Origin of the sequence: Embleya sp. NPDC050493, assembly GCF_044458105.1 — a bacterium.
Taxonomy (GTDB): domain Bacteria; phylum Actinomycetota; class Actinomycetes; order Streptomycetales; family Streptomycetaceae; genus Embleya.
In genome coordinates this window covers 63,898-84,203 of sequence record NZ_JBITHP010000018.1, presented here as the reverse complement: position 1 = coordinate 84,203, position 20,306 = coordinate 63,898, and the positions used below count along the sequence as shown (strand labels likewise).

The window sequence follows — 20,306 nt, the reverse complement described above, 5'->3', positions numbered from 1 at the left end:
GGCGCGGTCATTCCTTGACTCCGCCGCTGGTCAGGCCCGCGGTGATGAAGCGCAGGCCGAAGACGACGAGCAGCAGCGCGGGGACGGCGAGCAGCACCAGCGAGGCGTTGTACTTGCCGATGTCCGAAGGGCTGGTCGCCAGGTACTGCTGGAAGGACTGCACCGCCTTCGCGGCGGTCGTGTACTTCTCGTCGGTGAACAGCAGGCTCGGGAACAGGAAGTCCTGGAGCGACCACATGACGCACAGGATGGAGAGGTTGACCAGCGCCGGCCGGCACAGCGGCAGGTAGACCGTGCGGAAGACCTGCCAGTGCCCGGCCCGGTCCATCCGCGCCGCCTCGATCAGCGAATCGGGGATGTTGTCGCCGAAGTTGCGCAGCAGCAGCACCGCGAACGGCAGGGTCAGCGCCGCCTCGGGCAGCGCGACGCCCAGGTAGTTGTCGAACAGGCCCGCCTCGCGGATCGTGTAGTACAGCGGCACCAGGATCGCGGTCCCGGGTACCGCCAGACACAACACGATGCCGTAGTACAGCGCCTCCTTGCCGCGGAAGTGCAGCTTGGAGAAGGCGTATCCGGCGAGCGCGCCGACGCTGACCACGATGCCGGCGTGCAGTACGGCGATGATGAAGGAGTTCAGGTAGGTGTCGTAGATCGTGACGTCGCCGACCGGGTCGGTGAACAGCGCGGTGTAGTTGCCCGTTCCGCCGCCTTCGAGGGATCGCTTGATCGCCGCGTAGATCGGGAAGAGCCAGATCGCGCCCATCAGCAGGAGCATGCCCTGGAGGATCCGGCGGTCGCGCTTGCGACCGGTGAGTACGCGCATGGCGTCGCTGGTCTCGGCCACGGTCTACTCCTCGGACTTTCCGGTGAAACGGAGCTGGATCGCGGACAGCAGGAGCGCGAGCAGCAGGACGACCACGGCGGCGGCCGACGCGTAGCCGACCCGGGGACCGGGCGAGGTCGCGTAGTTGTACACGTAGGTGCCGGAGATCTCGGTGCCGCCGGCCGGTCCGCCCTTGGTGGAGAAGAAGACGATCTCGAAGGCACGGAAGGACATCAGCAGGATCGAGACGACCACCGTCTTGTGGGTGGTGCGCATCAGCGGGAAGAGCATCGTGCGCAACAACTGCCAGAACGAGGCGCCGTCCAGTACGGCGGCTTCCAGGAGTGAGGTGTTCAGCGCGCTCAGGTCGGCGGTGTAGTACATGATCGGCAGGCCGACCAGGTAGACGAAGATGCCGATGACCACGGCGTACGCCAGGCCCGGTTCGGTCAGCCAGTGACCGGCCAGGAAGTCCAGGTGGGCGCTGCGCAGCGTCTCGTTGAGGGTGCCGTAGCGGTTCTCCATCATGCCGCCGAACACCGAGGCGACCAGTGCGACGGGCATCAGCGAGGGGACCAGGAAGACCGCGTAGAAGACCTTGCGGCCGCGCATTCCGGTGCTCAGCACGACGGCCAGGAAGAAGCCCAGGGTCAGTGCGCCGGCGACGGCGGCGGCGGCGAACACGACGTTGTTCAGTAGCGCCCGGATGAACCGGTCGTCGGTGAACAGCAGTCGATAGTTCTCCAGACCGACCGACTCCGCGTCCAGGAAGGACAGGTCGGTGCGCTGGAGGCTGGTGCGAGCCAGGAACACGAAGCCGAAGACGTAGAACACGAGGTAGAAGGCGAGGAGCGGGAGGAGGAACAGCAGCGCCGTGCGCATCATCCCCCGCTGCTGCGGGCCGTCGATCCGCTTGGTTTTGCGTGTGCGACCGGCCTTGCCTGCACGGCGCAGGCCGGGCAGACGGCGGGGGGCCGCCGGCCCGGCCCCGGCTGACGCGGTGCCGGCCGGGCCCGGGGCGGTGGTGGTCATGATGGGCGTCCTTGCCGATCGGGGGCGGTGCAGCGGCGTGCCGGCCGAGGGAGGGCGGCGTGTTCCACGCGCGTGCTTGGGGTGCGCCGGGTGGTGTGGCTACTTGCTGTAGCGGCCGCTCCTGAACTCCTCCTGGAGCTTCTTCGCCTCGGAGGAGGGGTCGGAGCCCTGGATGACCTTCTTGACCGTGTCGCCGGCGACCACGGTGAAGTCGCTCATGTTGTTGCGCTCGCCGACGGAGGAGTCCACGAGCTGCTGGAGCGCGGTGTAGCCGGCCTTCGCGGTCTCGGTGGACAACACGTCCGGCGCGAGCGCGAAGTCCTTCTTGCTCGGGAACAGGCCCAGGTCCGCGCCCCATACGGAGACGCCGTCGCCGACGGTCAGGAACTTGAGCAGTTCGGCCGCTTCCTTGGGGTGCTTGGAGTTCTTCGGGACGGCCAGACCGGTCTCGATGAAACCGCGCAGCGAGGGGGTCGCGGTCGGGTTCAGCACGGGCAGGGCGGCGGCGCCGACGTCCTTGATGTCGATCTTGTTGGCGCTGCGGTAGCCGGGGGAGAGCATGCCCGCGTCCCAGGTGCCGCCCAGGTAGAACGCCGACTTGCCGGACGCGAACAGCTCGGTGGCGCGGGTGCCGGTCAGGTCGAGGGTGTCCTTGCTGAGCGTGCCGTCCTTGTACAGGCCCGCATAGTCGCGCAGCGCGCCGACGTAGGCCTCGTTGTCCCAACGCCCCTTGCCGTAGCGGATGTCGTTGAACAGCGTGGGTGCGGTCTGCCCGGCCACGGTGAGGGCGACCTCGTCCTGGAACCACGAGTCGCCGGCCATCACAACCGGGATGCTGTCCGGCGCCGTCGCCTTGACCTTGGTGACGGCTTCCTTGAGCTCGGCCATGGTCTTGGGCACGGTGGTGACGCCGGCCCGGTCGAGCATGTCCTTGTTGTAGAACATCGCGGCCGAGCCGAGTCGGCCCATCGGGATGAAGTAGAGCTTGCCGTCCTTGACCAGCTTCCGGCTCTGGTCCAGGGCCTTCGGTGCGAGTTGGTTCAGTACGTCGTCACCGATGCCCAGGTCGGCGATCGGGGTCAGCTTGGCGTGCAACTGCTCGGCCATCGCGGAGGTTTGCACGCCGACCAGGTCGAGTTTCTGGCCGCTGTTGAGCGCCAGCGGAAGCTTCTTCTGGTAGTCGGAGTTCGTGCCGAGCTGGAGGTCGACCTTGATGTTCGGGTTCGCGGCCTCGAATGCGGCGATGGTCTTCTTGAGCGTCGCGTCGGTCGGGAACCAGGTCGAGTACTTGAGGGTGACCTTGCCGTCGGTCGAGGACGACGCGCCGTCGTTGCCGCACGCCGAGGCCGACATGGCGAAAGCCGCGATACCCGCCACCGTGGTGGCGAACCGCCGTATCCCTGAGCTCTTCATGGTGCTCCGTAAGTTGTTGGAACGCTCGTGGCTCGGACCGACCCCGTGATCGAGCCGCGCAGGGCATCTTGTGAGGCACCTGCGGAGGGATGTGAGGGTTTGCGGGTCGCCCTTCAGGCGATCCCGCGCTGAGTCGGAGCTTATACATCCGATCTCTGGCCGCACAAGGGTTACGGAGTGCTGCGGCCGACTCGATACCTGGGTCCGTCTTTACAGGCAATCCTGACCTCGATGACACTGGATATCGGGGCTTTGGCGGTGAGATGCGCAGTTCTCGATCGAAGGCGGAGTTGTCGGTTCCCTACTGACGGTGACAAATACATCGGCTCTTTGTGATGGTGGGAGGTGTGCGTCGCCGAGGGATGCGGGTCGGGCCCTGGGCATCACAGGCTCCAGACCAGGGGCAGGGTCGCCTCCTTGCCGTCGGCCGAGTAGTCGTGCGGGACCTCCGTCAATTCGCCCATGCGGGCCTGCCATTCGATGTTGACCGGCAGGTCGGCCAGGGAGGTGAGCAGTGCCGCGTAGTCGTCGCATTCGAGTACGTGGAACAGGTCCAGGCCGCTGCGCCAGATGTTCCACTCGTGCACGCCGGCCGCCCGGATCGCGGCGATCAGTGCGGCCGGCACCTCGCGGTGGGCCTGTTCGTACTCGCTCTCGCGGCCGGCCGCGAGTCGGGTGTGCAGGGCTACGCGCATGATGAACTCCCAGGTGGGTGGTGGGCTTTGGGTGGTTGTTGTCGGTGTCGGTGACGGCGTCGAGCCTTGACAGTGGGTCGGCCGTCACGCTTCAGTGATCGGATCAATTCTTCGGATTGCCGCAACTTCGTTGCGCAACTCGGACTCTAGACAACGCAATGATCCGATGACTACCTCTCATGTACAGGAGGTCCGAGCGTGACCGTTTCGGTGCGAGTGGACGCGCATCACCACCTGTGGGATACGGCCGAGCGCGAATACGGATGGATGGACGGCGCCTGGGCGGACCCGCTGCGCGGCCGGTTCGGGCCGAACGAACTCGCGGCGGCCGTCGGCGGTCGGGCGGAGGTGGCGACGATCGCCGTGCAGGCGGTCGCCGACACCGCGGAGAGCGCCGAACTGCTGGCGATCGCGGCCGACCCGGGCACGCCGGTCGCCGCGGTCGTCGGATGGGTGGACCTGACCGCTTCGGACGCCGCCGATCGCATCGCCGCACTGCGCGCCGGTCCGGGCGGCGAGCACCTGGTCGGGATCCGGCACCTCGTCCAGGACGAGCCCGACCCCGAGTGGCTGCTGCGCCCGGACGTGACCCGCTCGCTGGCCGCGCTGACCCGCGCGGGCCTGGTGTACGACCTCCTGGTCAGGGCGCCGCAACTGGCCGCCGCGGGTCGGGTGGCCAGGGAGCATCCGGAACAGTCCTTCGTGCTCGACCACATCGGCAAGCCCGAGATCGGCGTCGGCCGGTGGGAACCGTGGGCCGAGGCGATCCGTGAGATCGGTGCGCTGCCCAACGTCACGGTCAAACTGTCCGGCGTCGTCACCGAGGCCGACTGGCGGGAATGGACGGTCGACCAGGTCCTTCCCTATGCACGTCACGCGCTGGAGACGTTCGGGCCCGAACGCACCATGTTCGGCTCGGACTGGCCGGTCTGCACGCTCGCCGCCTCGTACGAGGACGTGCTCTCCGTCGCCGAACGCACCTGCGCCGACCTGTCGACGGCCGAGCGCGAGCGCGTCTTCGGCGGTACCGCCCGGGCGGTGTACGGGTTCTGACGACCCGGCGGGGACGGCGGAGCCGGGGCATGCGGGCGGCCGATCCGGGTCAGGCCCACCCCTTGCGAATCGCCAGGGCGCCGGCCTGGAATCGGCTGTCCGCGCCCAACAGGGCGAGCAGGTCGCCGACCCGGCGGCAGTACGTGCGCGCGGACAGGCCGATCCGGGCCGCCCCCGCCTCGTCGGTCAGACCGGCGAGCAGGCAGTCGAGTACGGGAAGCAGGTGCGCGGGCGGTTCCTCGTCGCAGGGACGGGCGTTCGGGTCCTCGCCGCTCTGCCACGAACGTTGGTGGGCCCGGACCAGGGCGCGGACGACGACGGGGTCGCGGACGAGAAGCATGCCGTTGTACAGGACGTCGAGGTCGACCGGGACCAGTGCCACCGACCGGTCCATGACGCCCATCCGGAACGGGATCTCGTCGATCAGTCGGGCCTGACCACCGTCACGCCATCGGATGGTGCCCACCTCCGCGTCCCGGGCGAGGCCGCGGCGTGAGGTGATCTGGCGAACGTGCGGAACGCGGGCCACGACCTCGCGGACACACGTCGCCGCGTGCGCGAGCATGCGCTCCGGCACGCCCTGCCCGATGCAGCCGGACGGGTCGTCGAAGGTGAGCAGTTCGTGCCGGGTGGCGGCGGAGAGTCGGGCGGCGATCGTGCCGACATGCTCGGGGCGCACCCGCTGGGCGGGCGGCCTGATTCCGCGATCGGCGTGAAAGGCGGACTCCGCCAGCGTCTCGCTCAACGACTCGCGAAGGACCGAACGCGCCGGCGCAGGGTCGAACGACACCGACATGACCGCCCTCCTCGGACAAGCATGGATGAACCCGTCATCACCGAGAGTACGCAACCGAGCGTATGGCGCATTCGATTTTCCGATGGTCGAAGTGCATCGAAGTGCATCGAAGTGCATCGAAGGGGGTCGAAGCGGGTCGAGGTCGGTTGGAGACGTTGGAGACGTTGGAGACGTTGAAGTTTGTACCACTGGCGAGTTCACGCCATCGGGGCGCACGGGCGAAGCCGCGCTCGGCACAGTGATCTCGGGCCGCACAGCCGACCACCCCGCCTCGCCGGACGACGCGACACCGCGTCTCCGGTGACGTCGCACCGCGTCGGCGGCCCCGTACCGACGGATTCCCGTCCGTCGAGGACATGCGAAACGAGATCCGAAGATGCGCATCAACCATCCCGCGCGCCGCGCGGCGACCACACCGAACGCCGACCGAAAGGGAAACCCCGTGTCCATTGCTCGTACCACCCTCGTCACCCTGTCCACCGCCGTGTTGCTCGCGATCCCGGCGACCATGGTCACCGCCCCGACCGCCGGTGCCGCCTCCGTCGCCCCGGGACCGGGGTGCGCACAACTGGGCAACCACGGCCCCGGTTGGGCGGACATCGTCAACGACTGCTCGCACGGCATCAACGCCTCGGTCGAGATCGACGGTTGGGATCCCGACTGTGTCGCGATCCCCGCCAAGGAGACGCGCAAGGTCAGCTTCGCGGCGGACGCCGCTGCCTACTACGCGTACGAGTGCTGAGCATTCACCGCTCTCGGCGGAGCCCCGACCGGCCGCGCCGGCCGGTCGGGGCTCCGCCCTCGTCGTCCGGGGCGACCGACTCCGGCTCACCCGGGCGCCGGCGCCGCCCCCGCGCAGCCGCCGTCGCGCCAGAAGTCGAGGTTGTGCGTGCTCGCGTAGTCGACGGGTGCGATCCGGTCCGGGGCCAACGACTGGGTCTGCGGCGGTGCGGACGACGCCGGTGTGTCGACGAAGCGCGGCCAGTACGGCAAACCCCGGCGATTCGGGTCCCCGTCGGCCGCGAAGGCCGCCCAGTAGTCGGTCATGGTGTCCGACAATCGCACCTGCGCGGGGGTGAACAGGCGCTGCGCCGCCGGGTCTTCGAAGAGGTACGGGGTGTCCGCGGCATGGTAGGCGCCGAAGTCGAAGCGGCCGGGCAGCGGCAGGTACATCGGCGCACCCCGATCGGCGAACTCGTAGGCGTAGGTCGGCACGAAGCGGGCGAAGGCGGTGTTCTGCGCGTACGTTCCGCGCGCCCACATGCGATCGGTGACGACCGTGGACCAGGCCAGCGCGGGGTACGGGAAATCGCGCACCGGATACTCGGCGAGCACGCATTCCCGCCGGCCCGGGAACGCGGTCTCCACCGCCTGCCCGTAGTGCTCCTCGGTGAACGGACGTGCCACCGGGTCGTAGTTCGCGCCGACGAACAGACGGTGCTCGTCCCGGGTGGCCCCGGAGAGCACCGACACCCGGTGGAATCGACCCTCGCGCAATGCCCGTTCCGGCAGCTCGGGCAGGACCTCGTTGCCGAAGGCGAAGGCCTGGAAGGCGTTCATGATGTACGGCACCCGGAGCAGCCGCTCGACCGGCAGTGCGCGCAGGCAGCGCAGCACCTCGCCGGGATCCGACGCCGAACAGCCCAGGGAGGCGGCCGTCTCGACTCCGGTGTCCTGCATTTCGCGCGTGGTGCGCCAGCTGTACCACGGATACGCCGGAACGCCCGGGCCCATCGCGCCCGCGGGCATGTCCATCATGGCCTCGCCGCTGGAGACGGCGGCGCGCCGGAACAGGCCGCGGGCGGTGGGCGAGGTGAGATGCGCGCCGATCGCAGCGGCGCCGAACGACGAACCCGCCACCGTCACCCGCTCCGGATCGGCGCCGAACGCGCGGGCGTTGCGTTGCACCCAGCGCAGCGCGGCCTGCTGATCCTGGAGGGCGAACGTGCCCGAACCGGGCAGGCCCGGGTGGGCGAAGCCGCCGAAGACGCCCAGTCGGTAGTTGATCGTGACCACGACCACCCCGCGGTCGGCGAACCGGCGACCGTCGAAGAATCCGCCGCCGCCGACGGTGCCGTCCCCGTGGATCCACACCAGCACCGGCGCGGCGCGCCCCGGAGTGGTCCGCGCCGGCGTGGTGACGTTGAGCACCAGGCAGTCCTCGGCGCTGCTCGACACCTGCGCGTGGGCGGCCTGAAGCTGCGCGCACAGCGGACCTGGGGTGGTGGCGTCCCGGACGCCTCGCCACGGCGGGGCCGGCCGCGGGGCGGTCCAGCGGTGGTCGCCGGTCGGTGCTCCCGCGTACGGGATGCCGTGGAAGAGGCGGTGGTCGGCGGTTCGGACGCCACGCACCAGGCCGGCATCCGTGCGCACCACCGCGCCGGTGGCGGACGCGTCGGCGCGGTGGCCGAAACCGGTCGCGGAGCCGGAGGCCGCAGCGCTCGACGCCGACAACACCGCCCCGGCCAGAATCAGTGCCGCCAGGGCTCGTTTGCCGCCTGTCGGCGGAGTCCATCGCGCGGTCATGGTGTGGTGTTCATGGTCTTGTGCTTCCTTTCCCGGACCGAGGATGTTCCGGTCCCCTCGCCGGTGCTGGATCAATCGGCCGTGGGTGGTGGCGTGGCCCGTGTGGGTCGTAGGGGCCGTCCGGGTCACACGGGCCGTGTGGGTTGCGTGGAGGATGTGGATTACACGGGCCGTGTGGGCCGCGTGGAGCGGTCGTTCGGGTGCGGCGTGTGGATTGTGGGGCCGAGGGTCGTGGCCTTGCGGGGCGGCGGTTCACAGTCGCCACCGGACTTCGGGATCCGGCGTGTAACAGCACGTCGCGCCGGTCGAGATGGCGGCCCGCAGGTGCGCCGCGAGCTCCGGATGCCGCTCGTCCAGGCGTCGCAGGGTGTCCCGGATGCGGGCGGTGACGGTCTTGCGCGCGCGTTCGCTTTGATCGCCGAGGCGGCGCACGCGTCCGCCGAGGCCGGCCGCGCGGCGCAGTTCCGTCACCAGGGCGGCCCGCTCGCGGTCGTACTCGGCGGCCTGCCGGTCGTCGCCGCGGCCCAGGGCCCGGTCGATCTCCTCGTCGAGCCGATCCAGGCGGCGGCGGTAGCGCGTGCGCGCCTCGTCGTCCAACACCGTGTCCCCGCCGATGGTCGCCGCGGTGGAGACGACGGCTCCGCCCTCGGGCGCCAGCAGCCCGGTCGCCGGGATCGCGGTGCCCGGTTGTCCGAGCAGGCGGTGTACGTCCCGAAGCCCCTTGGCATCGGGCACGTGCACCACACGACCGGCGAAGCCCAGCCGCCAGACGGCTCCGTCCGGGCGGAACTCGCAACAGTGGGTATTCGGTTGTGCCGGCTTCGTCGACGCTGCCGCCCCGGCGTGCCGATCGGGCGTTGTGGGGCGGGTCGGTTCCGATGGCCCCGGGAGGTTCCCGGGCTCCTCCGCGTCCGCCGGCTCCTCCGCGCGCGCCGGGTCCGCCGGTTCCGCCGGTTCCGCCGGGTCCGTCGGCTGTGCGCGGCGGCGCGGTGGGGTGCTCAAGCGGCGTACGCGGTCGACCAGGTGTGCCATCCCGAGCCGATGTGCCTCGGCCCCCGCGTCGGTCAGCAGTACGCCGGCCCGGGCGCGGTCGCCGTCGGCGTCCCGGGCGAGCAGGGCCTCGGCCAACTCGATGCCGGCGCGGGTCGACCAGGGACGGGCGTGCAGTCGGTCCGCCGAGCGACGGGCGTCGGCGAACTCGCGTACCGCGTCGTCCCAGTGTTCCCGGGCGGCGTCCACGAGGCCCGCCCACAGGGACGCGGGTCCGGCGATGTCCCATCCGTAGAGCGAGACCAACCACCGGCCCCGGTACGGCGCCAGCGCGGCGCGCGCCTGCTCGCACCGTGCCGGATCCCGGTCCGCGGCGGCGAACTGGGCCTGGTGGCGCAGCCACAGCGGAACGATGCTCCGGTGCGCCACGGCGCCGTCGCCGTCGCCCACGGGAATCGCACACGGGTACCGGGGCCGGTCGCCGGACTCCAGCGCGCCGATGCTCTCCAGCAGATCCGCGAACGGGTGATCGTGCTCGCGCAACGCGCGATGCGCCCGATCCAACTCCGCGCGGTCGCCGCGCAACAGGGCCATCGACCAGGAGTGTTGGCAGCCGAAGTGGCGGTAGCTCGGCCGTGGACCGTCGAGCGCCAGCACCTCGCCGAGCAGCGACTCGGCCTCCTCGAAGCGACCCTGACACGCACTCACCACACTGCGATCGATCAGCGAGGTGAGCGTCATCCGAGGCGAGCCGCCCGCCCGGGCCACCGCCTCCAGCGCGTGCAGCCGGTCCAGGAAGCGCGGATCGCCCAGCTCCAACAGGGCCACCCAGCGCAGCGACATCGCGATGTGTTCCATCCAGCGGTCGCCCCGACGGCGCGCCACCTCACTCAACTCCGCGGTCAGGGAGGCGCGTTCGGGCACGGTGTCCGGCCCCCACGACGCCTGTACCGCCGCCCACAATCCGGTCTGCAGGGCGTGGTCGTCACCGTCGCGGCGGGCGGCGGCCGTGACGTGCCGGGCGACCACCGCCGCGGGCACGCAGGGATCGCCGTACGGGGTGGGGGAGTCGGCCGCGGCAGCGAGGGCGGACGGCGCGGGCCGTGGGCTCGGGGAGTCCGTGGTGAGAGCGGTGTGTGCCTCGTGCAGAAGGCGAGCCTTCAGGCCCGATGTGTCGCCTCGGGCGTCGACCGAGAGCAGAGTGAGCGCCACCAGGCCCAGCAGTACGGGGTCCTGCCGACGGGCCGTCGCGGCGGCCTCCTCGAAGGCGAGCCAGGATCTACGGTGGGCGCCGACGAGTTGCAGGGCGAGCGCCAGGTCCAGGGTCAGCATCACCCGGCGGCGCGGCGCGTCGGTGCCCAGTCGCTCCAGCGCGTGCAGGTAGTGCCGCACCGCCTCCTCGTTCGCCAGCCGGGCCGCCGCGTGCCGGGCGGCGGCCACGAGGAGGTCGACCACCGTCCCGGGAGCGAGTTCGGCGCCGGCGAGATAGGCATGGTGGGCGGCCTCGTTCGGCCGCGACGAATGGGCGACGGACGCCGTGGCGGGCAGCGCGCGCACCACGGCGGCGTGCAGCCGGCACCGGCGGTCCTCGGCCAGGGACGCGTACAGGGTCTCGCGTACCAGGTCGTGGCGAAAGGCCAGCACGCCGTCCGCGACCGACTCCAGCACATGCGCGTCGACCGCGTCGGTCAACAATCGGTCGGCGGTGGTCGCCCCGGCCCCGGCAGCCCCGGCGAGCAGGTCGACATCGAAACTCGGTCCCAACACGGCCGCATTGCAGAGGAGTTCGACGACGGCGTCGTCGAGGAGTGCCAACCGGCGCCGAACGGCGGCCCGTACGCCGGGGGAGAGCGCGGTGACGGGCCGACCGGCGGCCCACAAGCGGGCGGTCTCCTCCACGAAGAACGGATTGCCGCCGGTGCGCCGATGCACCTCCTCGACCACCGCATCCTCGGGCCGGGCGCCCGCCGTACGGGTCATCAACTCCGCGACCTCGGCGCGGTTCAGACCGGCCGGGCGTACGATCGCCGTCTCCGCGCCGGCCGCGGGCAGCTGCCGGCCGGCCTGCCGTGCCTCGAACTCGCGGCAGGTGCCCACCACCAGCAGGTGCTCGAACCAGGTGTGTCGGGCCACGAATTCGAGCAGGTCCAGCGACGCCGCATCGGCCCAGTGCAGGTCCTCCAGGACCACCAGCAGCGATCGCCTCCGGGCCGCCGTGCCCAGCATCGTCGTCACCGCGTCGCCGATCGCCAAGCGGTCGGGGCCGGCGGCGGGCTCGCCCGGTGCGGCGGGATCACCCGGTGCGGCGTGCTCGGCCGGCAGGACGGGGAGCGCCGCGCCGGCCGCCGCCGTGATCAGGGCCCACTCGTCGTCGGTCGTCTCCCGTCGCAGATTCCGGAAGACCTGGGTCCACGGCCAGTAGTCGGGCGTGGCACCGGAGTCCCAGCACGTCCCGCGCAGCACGCACATGCCCAGGCCCAGGGCCTCGTGGGCGATGTGGCGCGCCAGGGCGGTCTTGCCGATCCCGGCCTCCCCGCCGACCAGGACGAGCCCGCCGCGGCCCGCGCGGGCCCGCTCGACCCGGGACCGCAGCACGCCCAGACAGTGGTCCCTGCCGATGAGTGCGGAAGGCACGGTGTCCTCTCGGGCCGAAACGCCGGGGCCGCCGGGCGACGAGCCACGATCGCATCGGAGCGCCGACCCACTGCCGACTCTAGTGCCGCGCCCGGCGACGTTCACCCCGTCGCGGCGCCCGGCACGGCACCTCGCCGCCCCGCCGAAACGTCCGAGTACTCCGGTACGAGGACGCTCCTGCGGCACGCCGACGCACCGCACCGAACACCGCTACGGGGCAAACGTCGCCGGGCGCGGCACTAGGAAGCCGGCGGATGGGCGTGTCGCATCCGCGGGCTCGATTCCCTCGAAAGGATGGCCCCCGGGCGGGACTCGCGGACACGCGCCGGGGCGACCCGGTAGGCCTCGGGAGCCAGATAGACCGTCACCCGCGGCGGGCGGGCCGGCGCCTGCACCAGGGAGAGGTACGAGATCAGTCCCACCCCGTCCGCCGGACGGCGCCTCGACACCGCGCCCAGCGCCCGATCGAGCAGGCCGGTGGGCAGCCCCTGGCGTCGAAGCAGCGAGGCCGCGCGATCGCGCGCGTGGCCGTCGTCGGTGACGTGGTCCCGCACCGGTAGATGCAGCGTGTAGGCGGCCGGAGTCCGGGGGTTGCGACCGGTGAAGGACAGGCAGGACACCGGCGGACGGCGATCGAAACGATCCGTGCCGGCGGCGATACGGCAGAACTCCACCGCCTGCCGGCCGCACCGCTCCGAGAACAGCCCGGCGACGCGACGCACACCGTCGAGGTCGAATCGGTGGTGCGCCACGTAGACCTTCACCCGCGGGGCCGCCCACGGGCCCAGGTCCACCGCGAAGAAGGCGAAGCGATCGTCGTGGGGGTACCGCGCCGCGACGTGCTCGCGCAGCAGTGGCCAGGCCCGTGCGCAGCCGAACCGGGCCAGTGCCTCCTCGACGACGTCGGCCGTATGTTCGGGGCCGTGCGCGGCCGGGTCCAGGTAGGCCTTGAATCCCGGTGTGCCCGGTGTCGCCGGCAGCTCCATCGCACACCACAGCGCGAACGTGCCCTGTGGCGCGGCCGGGAGGAAGAGCGTCTCGACGCGGCGCAGCGGATCGAGCGGGAAGTCCCAGCGTCGGGCCGTGCGTTGCAGGGCCAGCCGGCCAAGCCGACCGTTCTCGGCGAGCGTTGCCGCGCCGCAGCCGGGCTCGGTCAGCACCCGTACCCGCGGGCGGTCGCCGGCCGGGAAGGTCACCGAGAACTCCGCCGGCGTGTGGTCGTCGGAGACCCCGGACGGCGGTGCGGGCGCCGAGAGCGGCCGATCGGCCCCCGCGCCGAGCAGTTCGGTCAGCGAATCCCGGTACCGCCCCTCGGGATCGGCCGTTCCGGCCGCCCGACACAGGCGATCCAGTCGGCCGCGCAGATGATCTCCCAATGTGGCCGCGGCGTGTTCGAGTTCCCGCCGCGTCGCGGTGATCCCGTGCGGGTTGTCGACCATGGTCATGACCGGCTCCAAGCAATCCGTCCCGATGCCCGCGGGGTCGCCCACGGGCTTGCCGGGGAGGGGGAGAACGCGGGTCGCTCGCGACCCGCAGAGCCGCCCGGACGGCGGGCCCTACCGAAGAGGCGCCGGATTCGATCCGGCGGGTGCTGGATCGAATCCGGCACCGCAGGGGGCGCCACCGACCGCATTCGTGCCGAGGGCCGCGGCAGGTGCGCGGCCGCACGGGCGTTCGGTGCGAAATCTTCGTCACCAACGCTGGTGGGGTCCCGCGGATGGCGATCGTGGGGCCGGGGCGGAGGGTCCGTGGCTTCGCGACGACGGCGGTGTTCGTCGCGGTGGCCGGGTGCGGTGGCGGGGACGACGAACGGGACCGTTCGAGCGACCGATTCGCGCGCCGGTCGCGCGCGACGACGACTGGATCCGAAATCGAATCCACCACGGACCGGTGCCGTCGTGCGCGGGGCACCCTCCCGAACCCGGCGCAGCCGAGCGAGGACCGCTTCCCGAAGAACCGCGTGAACGGGTAATTTTCCGGAGCTGTAAGGCAGTTCGACGTCCGGCCGACGATAGTCCGCGGATCGCACGGGAGCAGGATGCCCCCTCGCCGAACCGGCCTTGCGCTATCCGAGGGCGCACGGACCCGTCGATGTGGCGGACTTCGCGACCTGCTCGGGTCTGCCGGTCACGTAGTGGCATCCTCGGGCCAGAGGCGGCTCAGACGCGGGACGTCGCCGGCGAGGACGGAGGCGAGGCGGCGTTGCCGGCTACGCCGCAGATCGGGCAGCGCCGCGCGAACGGTATCGCGTCGTCCGACCACGATCAGGGTGTGCGCGCAGGCGAGGGCCGGATGGTGATGATCGTCGGCCAAGCCGTGTCGGAGTGTGGTGTCGATGGAACCGCCGTTCCAGGTGACTCCCGTGTTGTGGAGTCGGCGCAGGGCGTCGGCGGCGTTGGTGCGGACCCTGTGGTGTGGATCGTGCAGGGCACCCTGGAGGAACGGCAGGGCGTCGGGATCCGCGGTATCGCCCAGTGCCGAACAGGCGAAGTGCCGTTGCCGGGGCTCATCGGAGGCGAGCATGCCCGCGTAGTGGGAGACCGGGGAAAGGCGACGTAAGCGGGCGACGCCGAGTCCGATCATGTACAGCGGGTTGGTCGGGCTGACGAAGGGTGGTCGGTATCGCTTCGGGAAGCGAAACCGGGCCATGCCGCGTGCCATGTCCTCGTAGAACGGTCGCAGGACATCGATGATCGGGTCGGGATCGCGGTCGGGGTCGAGTTCGGCGGCGATGCGAGCCGCGATCTCGCGGGTTTTCGACAACCGGAAGGGGGTTTCCTGCGTGGGCGCGGTGCGGGTGAGGAAGTCGGTGACGGCGGCTTCCGCCTGCGGGCCACGGATGCGGTACAGCGACAGGAGGCCGGTGCGCCGGGACAGCGGGTCTTCGGTGTGGAGTTGAGCGATCGCGTGGTCGAGGTCGTCGTTGATGGCCGGGATCCTTCCGGAAGCCGACGTGGAGGAGCGCTCGCACGGCGGTTCGACGATGGCTACCGAGATTGTGGCAGCCGACTCCGGTGATGCCGGGAGGTGGAGCGGGTGGTGGCCTGCGACCCGGCCGTGGGCGGTGGGCCGTCGGCCGGGGCGACGGCTCGGGTGTGGTCGGGATGTGGCGGGGCGTCGGGTCAGCAGGCGTTGAGGATTGTGGTGAGTGTGTTCTTCTCGGTGGAGTCGACGGTGAGTGCGTAGTCGTGCTTCACCTGGACCCAGGCTCGGGCGTATGTGCAGCGGTAGGACGTCTGGGGGAGCCACTCGGCGGGATCCCGGTCGCCCTTGGAGCGATTGGACGAGGCCGAGACGGCGATGAGCTGGGGGTCGTTCACGTCGTTGGCGAAGGTGCGACGACGGGTCGTGGTCCAGGCCCAGGCACCGGAGGCCCAGGCTTCGGACAGCGGTACCAGGTGGTCGATGTCGAACGTCGACGGGTTGGTGGTCACCACGTTGTCGTAGGCGCTGGTCCAGGTTCCGGAGGTCGCGGTGCACGCGCTGTTCGTGGTCACGCCGGCGCCGTCCCGCTTGAGGATCCATTCGCGGGTGTCGCAGGTCCCGGAGATGGTGATCCAGGTGGGGAACAGGTCGCGGTCGTAGCTGTCGCCGTGCGTTTCGGCGGTCGCGGTCATGCCGGCCAGGTAGGAGCGGGCGGTCGCCGCCGATATCGGCGTGGGCAGTGCGGCGTGCGCGGGGGCGGTCGCGGTGGCGGTCGCGGCCAGGGCAAGCCCGGCTATACACATGGTGGTTGCGGTGCGACGCAGGGCGGACGGAGCGGTCACGGCAGGGCCTCCCGAAGGCGGTTGGCGGCATCCGGCCCGGACCCGGGCGCGGATCGGCGCGCCCAGCGTGCCCGAGCACCCGGGTCCACCGGGACCCCACGCGGCGTGAATTCTTGGTGACGGGGCACCGCCGAGGCCCCCACGTGCGCGGATGTACGACGTGAACTTCGTTCTCCGGCAACCGAATCGGGGCGAGCCCGGCCGGAGGCAGATCAGGCCATCCAGCGCGCTCGGAGCACCCCGTCGGGGTCGGGCAGCACGGCCGCGACCGGGGAACGCGAAAGGGATGGGGTGCGTCGGAAGGGGTGGGGCCGTTGGGGCGGTCGGCGATGCGGTGCGAATCGGAGGAGATTCATGCGTTTTGGGCGGCGAGCGGGCGATCTCGGTCCCAGGAACGGGGGGCGGGCGTTGGCCCGACAGGCCCGTGAACTGGCCGTGCAGGGCAAGGAGCGTCGCGCGTTGGTTCGTGCCTCCACCGCATACGAGTTGCTCGCCGACGAGTGGCCGACGCGCGACGCGTTCGCGACCGCGGACGCGTTCGCGGACTGTGCCGCGGCGTTCACCGCGTTCGGCAACCACGGCATGGCCTTCCGCTGCCTGAGCTCCGCCGTCGACGTGCTGGGCCGGCTGCGCGAGGACGAGCCCGAGAACGGGCCCGCGCACGTACGCTTCGGCATCCTCGGCTACGCGGCCTACACCTCGGCCGTGGCCGGTGGCCGGGAGCCCGCCGCGCTCGTGGACGTGTTGGAGTTCACGGTCCGGGCGCTGACGACCGGCCTGGAACTGGGCCACGCCGAACCGGACACCTTCATCGAGGCCGCCAAGGCACTCGCCGATCGCTACGACGAAGACAACCGCCCCGACGACGCGGCGGCCGTCAGACGAGCGGTCGAGGGCATGGCCGAACTGGATTGACGCGGCCCGGCTCGGCCCGGTGCGCCCCCGCCGGGGTGGCCGGGCGGGGGCGGCGTGGGAGCGGTGGGTGTGTTCAGACCGTGGTCACTTCGGTGTCGGTCACCCAGACGTTGACCGAGCGGGTACCGCCCAGAAGGCCGGGAAGGGTGAAGGCCACGTCGAGGCGTCCGTCGAAGCGATGCCCGACGACCACGCCCCGGGTGCCCGCGGGGATCGACTGGGCGAGGGCGCCGCCGAGGTCCCGTACGGCCTCGACCTTCGTTCCGATCTGCACAGCGGGCCTTCCTCGTCGTCGGTGGGCAGGCGTTCAGTGGCGGCGGTGGCCGCGGCCGCGTCGGTGTCGGTCACCGTCCGGGTGCCGGTCACCGTCCCGGTCCCGGTCCCGGTTGCGATGCCGGACTCCGTTCTGGTCCAGGCTTCAGCCGGGACTCCGGCCCCGGCCCCGGCCCCGGTTCCGGCTCGGGCCCCGGTTCTCGGGTCGGAGCGCATGGGCGAGGGCATGGTTCGGTCGGCGGTGCGGTCGGTCACGATCGGCCGTCCGGGTCGGCGCCGCGGTCCTGTTGCAGGCGCCACAGTTCGGCGAACAACCCGTCCTTGTCGGCGAGGAGTTCCTCGAATGCGCCGCGCTGTACGACACGGCCCGACTCCATCACGACGATCTCGTCGGCCACCGCCACGTTGGCCAGGCGATGGGTGACCAGGACCACGGCGCTGTCCCGGGCGATGCCGCGCAGTCCGGCGAAGATCCGGTGCTCGGCCCGGGGATCGAGTGCGGAAGTGGGCTCGTCGAGGCAGATCAGGCCGGGTCGCCCGTACAACGCCCGGGCGATGCCGAAGCGTTGCCACTGCCCCACGGACGGATCGATGCCGCCCCACCACTCCCGGGCCAGAAGCGTGCCGAGGCCGCGCGGCAGGCCGGCGATGACGTCGTCCGCGCCGGAGGCCGTCGCCGCCCGGTCCAGGGCGGCGTCGTCGTCGGCGCGCGGTTGGCCGAGGTTGATGTTCAGCCGGGCGGACAGCGGCCACCGGGCGATCTCCTGCGGGACGTAGCCGAGATGGCCCCAGGCCGCGTGCGGGTCGAGATCCGCGATGTCGGTTTCGTCCCAGGTGACGCGGCCCTCGTGCGGCAGGTAGAGGCCGCACAGGAGGCGGGAGAGGGTGGATTTGCCGGAGCCGTTCTCGCCGACCAGGGCCAGGATGCGGCCCCTGCGCACCTCCAGGTCGACGCCGTCCACGGCGGCGGTCGCCTTGCCCGGGTAGTGGTACGTGGCGTTCTCCGCGCGCACGACGAGCGGCGAACTCGGCGCGAGGGTGCCCCGCTTCATGCCGTGACCGCCGGCTTCGTCGAGGAAGCGGGCCCAGTCGTCGAGGTAGAGGCCGACGCTGTACAGCCGACTGCCCGACACCACCAGACCGCCCAGTGCCGTTCCCACGGTGCGCAGCGCGATGACGGCGGTGCCGGCGGCGGCCACCGACATCCGGCCGGTGGAGAGCAGGTAGGCAAGGGTGGCCCACACCAGGCTCGCGGCGAGGCCGCCCACGGCGGCACCGACCAGGCCGATCTTCACGGTGGTCCAGGCGCCGGCCTGGGTGACGCGTTGCACCCGCTCGGCGGCGATCGAGTAGCGGTTGAGCAGGTACGGCGCCATGGTGCAGGCGCGGACCTGGTCGGCCCAGCGCTGGTCGGAGATGTGCCACCGCAGCATGTTGAGCAGCCGCCGCTCGTCCTGGGTGCGCAGCGTGGTCAGGTACTCGACCCTGGCCCCGCGTACCGCGGCGACTCCGCGCGGCAGCGCGCCGAGCAGGAGCAGCGGGAGCAGCACCGGGTGCAGGATGGTGAGGACGGACGCGGCGGCGATCAGGGACGCGCACGCGGCGAGCACGTCCTGGGATTGCGGCATCAGGCCGCGCATGGATTGCAGGCCGCGGTCGGCGGCGTCCCAGCGGTCCTGGTAGCCGGGATGGTTGTAGGCGGCCAACTCGGCCCGGGAGGCGGCCTGGAGGAGGAGCCATTCGGATTCGCGGGTCAGGCGAGGGGTGACCCGCGCGGACAGGCCGACGACGGCGATGCCGAGTACGGCGCGCAGGCCGACCGCCGAGGCGAGCAGGACGATGGAGGGCAACGCCTCGCGCAGGCGGTCGGCGACGTCGCCCGAGGAGATCAGTGCCGTGATCGTGCCCGTCGTCGCCAACAGGCCGCCGGCTTCCAGGAGCCCGGCGAGGACCTGGCATACGAGCAGCGCGATCAACGCGCCCGGATCGGCCCGCCAGGCCAGGCGCATCGCGCGGATGATCAGTCGGGGCAGACGGGCCGCCATCGCCCGGGTGGTGATCCTGGTCAGCGCGATCGCGGTGTCGCGTCCGGGTGGCGCGAACTGCGGCTCCTGGTCCGCGGGTTCGTCCGCGGCGGCGGGGTTCGGCGGGGTCGGTCGAGCGGTGCCGGCCTGGTGTGGGATGCCGGTGGACCCGGGTTTCGAGCGTGCCGAGGAGGGGTCTCCTCCGGTGGCTTTCGTGGTCATCGCGGTGCCTCCTGAAGCTGCGGGCGGGGTCGCCTGCGGGAGTGTCCGCTCATGCTTCTGGCGTGTGCCCGGCCCCGGCAGAGCGCACGGATGTGCGAGCAAGGCGCGGGGGCGACGAGGGCGCCCGGACCGGACGCTCGACCAAACGAGTCGCTGCCGGGTGTGATCGGACGGCCTTCGGGAAAGACCGCGCGGGGTCCGGTATTTCGGCGGCGCTGCGGCCGTGCGCCGGGCGCACGCGGGCGGAGCGCGAGACCTCCGCGAACGGCGGCATGCGCAATGGCCGCCCGGGGGCGAGTCGTGCGCCGACGGCTTCGGGAGGCGCGTGAGGTGACGCGACGCGTGCGGTGACGCGACACGACGCAACCCGCGCGGCGGGGCGGGACACGATGCGACGCGAACACAATCCCGCACGCCGCCAACCCCCCCACACCGCCACGCGATGTGACGCAACGCATCCCGCACGCCGCCACTCGCCGCGCCCGCGACCGGTCTCGGACCCGGATTCCGGACCCGGACCGATTCCGGCGCGCTCGGTTCAGCCGGCGGTGCCGCCGGTGGGGATCGTTCGCTCGAAGAAGGTCTCGAGCACGATCGTCGCCCGCGTGCTGCTGACCCCGTCGATGGCGTGGATGCGGCGCAGTACGTCCTGCATCGCCTCGGTGGACGTGGTGCGGACCTTGAGCAGCACCGAGGCCGTCCCGGCGATCACATGCGCCTCCTGGATCTCCGGGACGGCCGCGAAAGCCGGTCCGGAGTCACCCATCCAGGCCACCGAGTCGACGGTGACGAAGGCCAGGACGTCGAGGTCCACAGCTGCCGGGTCCACGTCGACGAGGGTACGGCGGATGACCCCGCTCGCCCGCAGTTTGCGCACGCGCTCGTGGGCGGCACCGGCGGACAGCCCCACCTCCTTGCCGAGCTCGGCATAGGTGCGGACGGCGTCCTGCTGGAGCAGCGCGAGCAGGTCCCGATCGATGTCGTCCAAGGGGTTCCTCCGTGGTCGCGCCGATCGAGGGCGGTTCGGTGATCGAGGGCGGCTCGGTGATCGAGGCGGCTCGATGGTAGCGAGCCGTCTCGAACACGCCGCGACCGAGTACACCCGCGGCGCCAAGTGCCCGCCGCACCCCGGCCGAGCACTCG

16 protein-coding genes are annotated in these 20,306 nt (G+C 71.5%); 3 read left to right on the top strand and 13 right to left on the bottom strand.

Annotation, left to right across the window (positions count from 1 at the left end):
* Positions 1 to 7 precede the first annotated feature (7 nt).
* From ACIBM5_RS29735 to ACIBM5_RS29720, 4 genes are all read right to left on the bottom strand, one after another.
* Entirely contained in the window at positions 8 to 844 is an 837-nt protein-coding gene (locus ACIBM5_RS29735; protein ID WP_020552454.1) for a carbohydrate ABC transporter permease, read from the bottom strand.
* A gap of 3 nt (positions 845 to 847) precedes the next feature.
* Positions 848 to 1,855 carry a carbohydrate ABC transporter permease gene (locus ACIBM5_RS29730; RefSeq protein ID WP_396009606.1) on the bottom strand — a complete coding sequence of 336 codons (1,008 nt, stop codon included), beginning with the start codon at positions 1,853 to 1,855 and terminating at the stop codon, positions 848 to 850.
* Between the two features lie 99 nt (positions 1,856 to 1,954).
* Positions 1,955 to 3,268: an ABC transporter substrate-binding protein gene (locus tag ACIBM5_RS29725; protein ID WP_396009604.1), complete on the bottom strand. Its 1,314-nt coding sequence runs from the start codon at positions 3,266 to 3,268 to the stop codon at positions 1,955 to 1,957.
* 383 nt (positions 3,269 to 3,651) lie between these two features.
* Positions 3,652 to 3,963 carry an L-rhamnose mutarotase gene (locus tag ACIBM5_RS29720; RefSeq protein WP_391584538.1) on the bottom strand — a complete coding sequence of 104 codons (312 nt, stop codon included), beginning with the start codon at positions 3,961 to 3,963 and terminating at the stop codon, positions 3,652 to 3,654.
* A 198-nt stretch (positions 3,964 to 4,161) separates the two neighbouring features.
* Here ACIBM5_RS29720 and ACIBM5_RS29715 point away from each other — a divergent pair, with 198 nt between their 5' ends.
* Positions 4,162 to 5,016 carry an amidohydrolase family protein gene (locus ACIBM5_RS29715; RefSeq protein WP_396009603.1) on the top strand — a complete coding sequence of 285 codons (855 nt, stop codon included), beginning with the start codon at positions 4,162 to 4,164 and terminating at the stop codon, positions 5,014 to 5,016.
* Between the two features lie 49 nt (positions 5,017 to 5,065).
* On the opposite strand, the gene ACIBM5_RS29710 is transcribed toward ACIBM5_RS29715, so the two are convergent.
* On the bottom strand, positions 5,066 to 5,812 hold the full coding sequence (locus tag ACIBM5_RS29710; protein ID WP_396009601.1) for a DNA-binding response regulator: 747 nt from the start codon (positions 5,810 to 5,812) through the stop codon (positions 5,066 to 5,068).
* Positions 5,813 to 6,254: 442 nt separating this feature from the next.
* On the opposite strand from ACIBM5_RS29710, the gene ACIBM5_RS29705 reads away from it, so the two are divergent.
* Positions 6,255 to 6,554 (top strand): hypothetical protein, encoded by a 300-nt coding sequence (locus ACIBM5_RS29705; protein WP_391584541.1) that lies wholly within the window; start codon positions 6,255 to 6,257, stop codon positions 6,552 to 6,554.
* 86 nt (positions 6,555 to 6,640) lie between these two features.
* On the opposite strand, the gene ACIBM5_RS29700 is transcribed toward ACIBM5_RS29705, so the two are convergent.
* The 5 genes from ACIBM5_RS29700 to ACIBM5_RS29680 all read right to left on the bottom strand — a co-directional run bounded on the left by ACIBM5_RS29700 (position 6,641) and on the right by ACIBM5_RS29680 (position 15,690).
* Complete coding sequence (locus ACIBM5_RS29700; RefSeq protein WP_396009600.1) at positions 6,641 to 8,338, bottom strand: carboxylesterase/lipase family protein; 1,698 nt, start codon at positions 8,336 to 8,338, stop codon at positions 6,641 to 6,643.
* A 252-nt stretch (positions 8,339 to 8,590) separates the two neighbouring features.
* Positions 8,591 to 11,962 (bottom strand): AAA family ATPase, encoded by a 3,372-nt coding sequence (locus tag ACIBM5_RS29695; RefSeq protein ID WP_396009599.1) that lies wholly within the window; start codon positions 11,960 to 11,962, stop codon positions 8,591 to 8,593.
* 239 nt (positions 11,963 to 12,201) lie between these two features.
* On the bottom strand, positions 12,202 to 13,407 hold the full coding sequence (locus ACIBM5_RS29690) for a tryptophan dimethylallyltransferase family protein (protein ID WP_396009598.1): 1,206 nt from the start codon (positions 13,405 to 13,407) through the stop codon (positions 12,202 to 12,204).
* A gap of 682 nt (positions 13,408 to 14,089) precedes the next feature.
* On the bottom strand, positions 14,090 to 14,725 hold the full coding sequence (locus ACIBM5_RS29685; RefSeq protein WP_396009597.1) for a HEAT repeat domain-containing protein: 636 nt from the start codon (positions 14,723 to 14,725) through the stop codon (positions 14,090 to 14,092).
* A gap of 359 nt (positions 14,726 to 15,084) precedes the next feature.
* The gene (locus ACIBM5_RS29680; RefSeq protein WP_396009714.1) at positions 15,085 to 15,690 is read right to left on the bottom strand and encodes an HNH endonuclease family protein; all 606 of its coding nucleotides are present in this window, start codon (positions 15,688 to 15,690) and stop codon (positions 15,085 to 15,087) included.
* Positions 15,691 to 16,083: 393 nt separating this feature from the next.
* Between ACIBM5_RS29680 and ACIBM5_RS29675 the strand changes: the two genes are divergently transcribed.
* Positions 16,084 to 16,644 (top strand): hypothetical protein, encoded by a 561-nt coding sequence (locus tag ACIBM5_RS29675; RefSeq protein WP_396009596.1) that lies wholly within the window; start codon positions 16,084 to 16,086, stop codon positions 16,642 to 16,644.
* Between the two features lie 73 nt (positions 16,645 to 16,717).
* Here the strand turns inward: ACIBM5_RS29675 and ACIBM5_RS29670 are convergent, their stop codons facing one another.
* The 3 genes from ACIBM5_RS29670 to ACIBM5_RS29660 form a co-directional block, all read right to left on the bottom strand.
* Entirely contained in the window at positions 16,718 to 16,918 is a 201-nt protein-coding gene (locus ACIBM5_RS29670) for a hypothetical protein (RefSeq protein ID WP_391584548.1), read from the bottom strand.
* 250 nt (positions 16,919 to 17,168) lie between these two features.
* Entirely contained in the window at positions 17,169 to 19,163 is a 1,995-nt protein-coding gene (locus ACIBM5_RS29665; protein ID WP_396009595.1) for an ATP-binding cassette domain-containing protein, read from the bottom strand.
* 538 nt (positions 19,164 to 19,701) lie between these two features.
* Entirely contained in the window at positions 19,702 to 20,151 is a 450-nt protein-coding gene (locus ACIBM5_RS29660; protein WP_396009594.1) for an Lrp/AsnC family transcriptional regulator, read from the bottom strand.
* Positions 20,152 to 20,306 lie beyond the last annotated feature (155 nt).

Excerpts from the sequence above, each read along its gene's own strand:
- ACIBM5_RS29730 (WP_396009606.1), bottom strand. The coding sequence starts at position 1,855 with ATGACCACCACCGCCCCGGGCCCGGCCGGCACCGCGTCAGCCGGGGCC.
- ACIBM5_RS29725 (WP_396009604.1), bottom strand. The coding sequence starts at position 3,268 with ATGAAGAGCTCAGGGATACGGCGGTTCGCCACCACGGTGGCGGGTATC.
- ACIBM5_RS29720 (WP_391584538.1), bottom strand. The coding sequence starts at position 3,963 with ATGCGCGTAGCCCTGCACACCCGACTCGCGGCCGGCCGCGAGAGCGAG.
- ACIBM5_RS29710 (WP_396009601.1), bottom strand. The coding sequence starts at position 5,812 with ATGTCGGTGTCGTTCGACCCTGCGCCGGCGCGTTCGGTCCTTCGCGAG.
- ACIBM5_RS29700 (WP_396009600.1), bottom strand. The coding sequence starts at position 8,338 with ATGACCGCGCGATGGACTCCGCCGACAGGCGGCAAACGAGCCCTGGCG.
- ACIBM5_RS29690 (WP_396009598.1), bottom strand. The coding sequence starts at position 13,407 with ATGACCATGGTCGACAACCCGCACGGGATCACCGCGACGCGGCGGGAA.
- ACIBM5_RS29680 (WP_396009714.1), bottom strand. The coding sequence starts at position 15,690 with ATGTGTATAGCCGGGCTTGCCCTGGCCGCGACCGCCACCGCGACCGCC.
- ACIBM5_RS29675 (WP_396009596.1), top strand. The coding sequence starts at position 16,084 with ATGCGTTTTGGGCGGCGAGCGGGCGATCTCGGTCCCAGGAACGGGGGG.
- ACIBM5_RS29665 (WP_396009595.1), bottom strand. The coding sequence starts at position 19,163 with ATGACCACGAAAGCCACCGGAGGAGACCCCTCCTCGGCACGCTCGAAA.